Origin of the sequence: Microcoleus sp. BM001215392 (genome assembly GCF_036700185.1) — a bacterium.
Lineage (GTDB): Bacteria > Cyanobacteriota > Cyanobacteriia > Cyanobacteriales > Microcoleaceae > Microcoleus.
In genome coordinates, this window is sequence record NZ_JAUBOJ010000294.1 from 3,234 (window position 1) to 7,792 (window position 4,559).

General features: G+C 44.0%; 4 protein-coding genes. 3 read left to right on the plus strand and 1 reads right to left on the minus strand.

Annotated features, from left to right (window positions below; genetic code table 11):
- Window positions 1-164: 164 nt before the first annotated feature.
- Entirely contained in the window at window positions 165-1,238 is a 1,074-nt protein-coding gene (locus QT974_RS25015; RefSeq protein ID WP_333471108.1) for a radical SAM protein, read from the minus strand.
- 475 nt (window positions 1,239-1,713) lie between these two features.
- On the opposite strand from QT974_RS25015, the gene QT974_RS25020 reads away from it, so the two are divergent.
- The 3 genes from QT974_RS25020 (at window position 1,714) to QT974_RS25030 (ending at window position 4,444) form a co-directional block, all read left to right on the plus strand.
- Window positions 1,714-2,496 (plus strand): ABC transporter permease, encoded by a 783-nt coding sequence (locus QT974_RS25020; RefSeq protein ID WP_333471109.1) that lies wholly within the window; start codon window positions 1,714-1,716, stop codon window positions 2,494-2,496.
- Window positions 2,497-2,731: 235 nt separating this feature from the next.
- The gene (locus tag QT974_RS25025; RefSeq protein WP_333471110.1) at window positions 2,732-3,595 is read left to right on the plus strand and encodes an aldo/keto reductase; all 864 of its coding nucleotides are present in this window, start codon (window positions 2,732-2,734) and stop codon (window positions 3,593-3,595) included.
- A 168-nt stretch (window positions 3,596-3,763) separates the two neighbouring features.
- Window positions 3,764-4,444 carry a GIY-YIG nuclease family protein gene (locus QT974_RS25030; RefSeq protein ID WP_333471111.1) on the plus strand — a complete coding sequence of 227 codons (681 nt, stop codon included), beginning with the start codon at window positions 3,764-3,766 and terminating at the stop codon, window positions 4,442-4,444.
- Window positions 4,445-4,559: the final 115 nt, after the last annotated feature.

Below are 4,559 nucleotides of genomic sequence, written 5' to 3' on the forward strand. Positions count from 1 at the left end.
TATTTCTCGTACTCAACCGAAAATTGTCATAGAAACCCGGTTTCTCGCCACCCAATGAATGAAATGCGATCGCACTACAAAAACATAATTCATCAAACAAAAAACCGGGTTTTTACCAAAACCCGGCACTCATGAACACAAGCAATATTAGCACTACCCAAACCTCAATTCTTTAATAACTTCATTCCCATTTTCACCTTGTCCAAAATCGTTTTTTGCGAGACACAAGTAATCAGACAAAGCTTGCCGCAATTCAAAGTATCCCGGCGAACTTCCTGAGCTTTTTCGCCATACCAAATCTCGCGAGCGCTGGCTTCTTTCACATTGCCAATTACCGGATATTCATCGCACAATTTTACATCGCCACGTGTATCAATCCAGTAATTACGCAGTCCAACGCGACAAGGCCGAGTTGAATCAGGAGCTTTTTCTTCCTGGAAGTGAGGAACCATCAAACGCAATACTTCATCACTGTTCATAATTGGCGCGCCGTTTTTCTTCATCTCAATTAAGCGCTCAATTACCTGTGAAAATTCTTCCCTGTCTTCTTCTTCTACCCACAATTCCGAATAAGTTTCTGGTGTCCAGCGGTTCACTGGTTGGAAGTTGACTGTCGTGGCTCCAATTCCCTTCGCCCAGGTAACAATTTCTTCTAGGTGGCGGAAGTTGAGCCGATTGATAGTTGGTTTGACGTTGATTGGAAACAGGACGTTTTGTTTTTCTTGTTCTTCCCGCAGATAACCGATTCCTTTGGAAAGTCTGTCAAACAATCCGGGTTGACCGCGCAAATAATCGTGCAATTCTGCGTTAGGCCCGTCTACAGACATATTCACATTAAAAGGACGCGCCGCTACAGTTTTTGCTGCATTTTCCTTCGTCATGCAATAGCCGTTTGTGGTGACACCGGCGTGGATGCCATTTTTGTTGGCAAATGTCAGCAAGTCTAGAAAACCTTTCTTTATATAAGGTTCGCCGCCGCTAAAGTTGATGGAAAATTCGCCGACAAATTCTTTGACGCTCAAGAGGGCATTTTGCCAATCTTCGATGGTCATTTCGTCTTTATATTCTTTGAGGCGCCAATACTCGCACTGACGACATTTTACATTGCAGCGCTCGTTGACAATTCCGTAAAAAGTAACTGGGCTGGTCATGTCTAGCCCAGTATTGATCCGCAGCGATTCGGCTACTGCACTCTTGGTGTGCTTGACGCCTAGCCTGGATAATGTTAAAGCATCCATGTCTTACTTACCTTATGTGTGGTTGATTAAGTCAATTTATCGAACTCTATTTTTTACGTATGATTACGTATTGCTGACATCTGTTTAATTACGTATTCTTTTCGAGTACGTATGCACCATCCTAATGGTTGCTTTTGGGTATGGCTAGAGGTTTTTTGAATTTTTATAATATTAAGGGTTGTAACATATTAGAATTACTAATGAATCAGACCATAATTCCTGTTAAAAGAGGAGCAGAGCTTAATAATTTGCAATCATATAGAGGCTTGAGATTGAGTTAAAGCCTAAAATTATCCTGGTTTATTTGAAATCTAGTTACACAGGTTAATAATTGTCCCTGTAATATCACTTAAGTAGTTTGTGTGAATAACTTAAAATTATAGCAAAATAAGCGGACTGTAAAGTATGAACCTTCACACAAGCTTTACAATAGGAGGGAATTTAAGTATTTCAACAGCAAAAAATGGCGACAAACATGGCACGATATTTGCAGGTACTGAAATTGTTCTGGGGTGCGGCGATCGCAGCCGAGCTCGAATACCGCATCAATTTTGTGCTCGCGACCTTGAGTAGCCTGGGAAACCTTGCGGGTAGCTTGTTTGGGCTGTCGCTGTTCTACGGTACAGGCTACAAGTTTTCGGGCTATTCGTGGGAACAAGCTTTAGTGGTACTCGGCATTTTTACGGTTTTGCAGGGGTTTTCCTCAACCTTTCTGGCGCCGAACCTCAGCCGTATTGTCGATCGAGTCCAGCAAGGTACTCTCGATTTTGTCCTCCTCAAGCCGATCAGTTCCCAATTCTGGCTATCTGCAAACACAGTTTCTCCTTGGGGAGTCCCGGATTTAATCTTTGGCGCCGGATTGCTGCTATATGCTGCTAATAAGTTGGGAGTGGGAATAGGCAACTATTTTTTAACAGCAATCCCGCTGTTATTTGGAACTATTACTCTTTACAGTATCTGGTTTATTTTAGGTGCAACTAGCATTTGGTTTGTCAAGATTTACAATGTTACCGAAGTTCTGAGAGGATTGTTAGAAGCTGGTAGATTTCCGATGGCAGCTTATCCCGCAGCTTATCGATTTTTCTTCACTTTTGTAGTTCCCGTTGCTTTCTTGACGACTGTGCCGGCCGAAGCCATGTTGGGCAGAGGTGATATTGTTTGGATAGCAGGGGCTGGTATTTTGGCGATCGGGTTGTTATTTTTTTCCCGTTATTTCTGGCAATTTGCACTCCGCTTTTACACCAGCGCCTCCAGTTAAGTAAGTAGGTAAACTGCTGCGCGGCTAGAGATTGTCTGTGATGTTTGAAGGAAAAATACTAGAGCAGGTTTGATTAGTCGGGAATAGTCCATGAAAATATACAGCTTGAATACAGTACAGCCGACGGAGAAAATATTTTTACCTCTATCTAGTTATATTCTAAAAAAAACTGTAAAATTTCAAGATATCCTTGAAATCTAAACTCTCAATCAACTACACAAACGAGGGCCAACGAATGAAAAGAAAAAAACTGGGCAACAGTAATTTTAATATCAGCGCGATCGGTCTGGGTGGTATGCCGATGTCGTTAAAGGGCAGGCCGCCGGAATCGCAAGCAATTGCGGTAATTCACCACGCCCTCGATTTGGGCGTTACTCTGATTGACACCGCAGATTCATACTGCCAAGATGAATCCGACAAACACCACAACGAGCACCTGATTGCGAAAGCTTTGCAAGAGTACACGGGAGATATTCGGGCCGTTACTGTGGCCACGAAAGGCGGTTTAATGCGGCCTCAAGGTGCGTGGACGCGCAACGGTAATCCTCACCATTTGCGTCAGGCAATTCGCGAAAGTTTTGAAGCTTTCGGAGGCAATCAGCCGATCGACCTTTGGCAGTACCACTCGCCCGATCCAGCCTATACAATCGAAGCAGCGCTAGCGCCCGCAAAAGAAGCAGTAGAAGCAGGAATGATTCGATTTATCGGAGTTTCCAACTTTTCTGTAGAGCAGATCAAACGGGCCCGCGATACAGTAGAAGTTGTCTCGGTACAGAATCAGTACAATCCTTGGCACAGACAGCCGGAATCCGACGGCGTACTAGAATATTGCGAAGCCGAAAAACTGACATTTTTCCCCTGGAGTCCTTTGGGGGGAAGCCGTCGGGCCACTAGCTTGCAAGATATGCCCGCGATCGCCTCCTTAGCTGCCGAAAAAAACGTTTCAGTTTACTGTATAGTGTTAGCTTGGTTGATGGCAAAATCGCCCTGTGTCGTTCCGATTCCCGGGGCGACAAAATTATCGAGTATTGAGGACTCTGTAAAGGCGATCGAAGTTAAATTGACTGACGATGAATTGCAACAAATTGCAGCAAGTTAGAAACCACATTTATAAGCTGTTACGCATTTAAGTTGCATATTTGGGGTGATGCTCTGAGCATCGCCCCACAAGATTTTGATGATTTCTTGACATACAATTTATAGATAGAACAGCTTATAATCAAAGATTTAATTGGTAAAATTACCCGTTTTTGAGGAATTGAGTTTTATGGAAGCTAATCAAGCGAAGGGCGATCGAGACGTAGCAATTGAACATCAAAACGTACCTGTCGCCCATGAAGGACTGCACAATTTTTTATACAGTTCCGACTCAGAACACAGCGCAGCTACTGCGATCTCTGAATTAGAAAATGACGGTACGCAAGTAATGTCCATCGATACCTGGCGCGCTCTAGCAAGTAATGCGAAAGTTGCCGGAGTTTACGCTGTCACGGACTGTTCTGGCAATACTCAATATGTAGGTTATTCGCGAAATATTCTGCTTTCAATCAACGGTCACATTGCCCAAAACGGCGCAGAAAATTGTGCTTTTGTGCGGGTGCAAACTTTTAAATTCCCGAAGCGGGAAGAAATGGAAAGTTTGCGGGATGCTTGGATTGCAGAACTCGGGATTATTCCGCCTGGAAACGGCGCCCAGAGCGAGATGTGGGCGAGTACGGTGGGTCAAGCAGCGCGATCGGCAATGTCGGCCGCAGAGCAACAAGCTTATGAGGAAAAGAAGCTAAAATTGCGCAAAGCCATGGCAGATTCTAGTCTTAGCAAAGAGTTGGAAACAGCAGCTAAAAGTGATGGGGAAGGACACAAGCATCTGGAAGCTGTTGTTAATAATGATGATGATTGGAGTGCAGTGATTCAATCGCAAACCCAGGAAACTAAGTCTGAGAAATAATATTCGGTGCTAGATCGAGTTTCGTTTGTTGTAAGTAAGCGATCGAATTTCTCTCATTGCGTGGCGAGAAACCGGGTTTCTGCGACAAATTTCGGCTGAGTACGAGAGATATAGG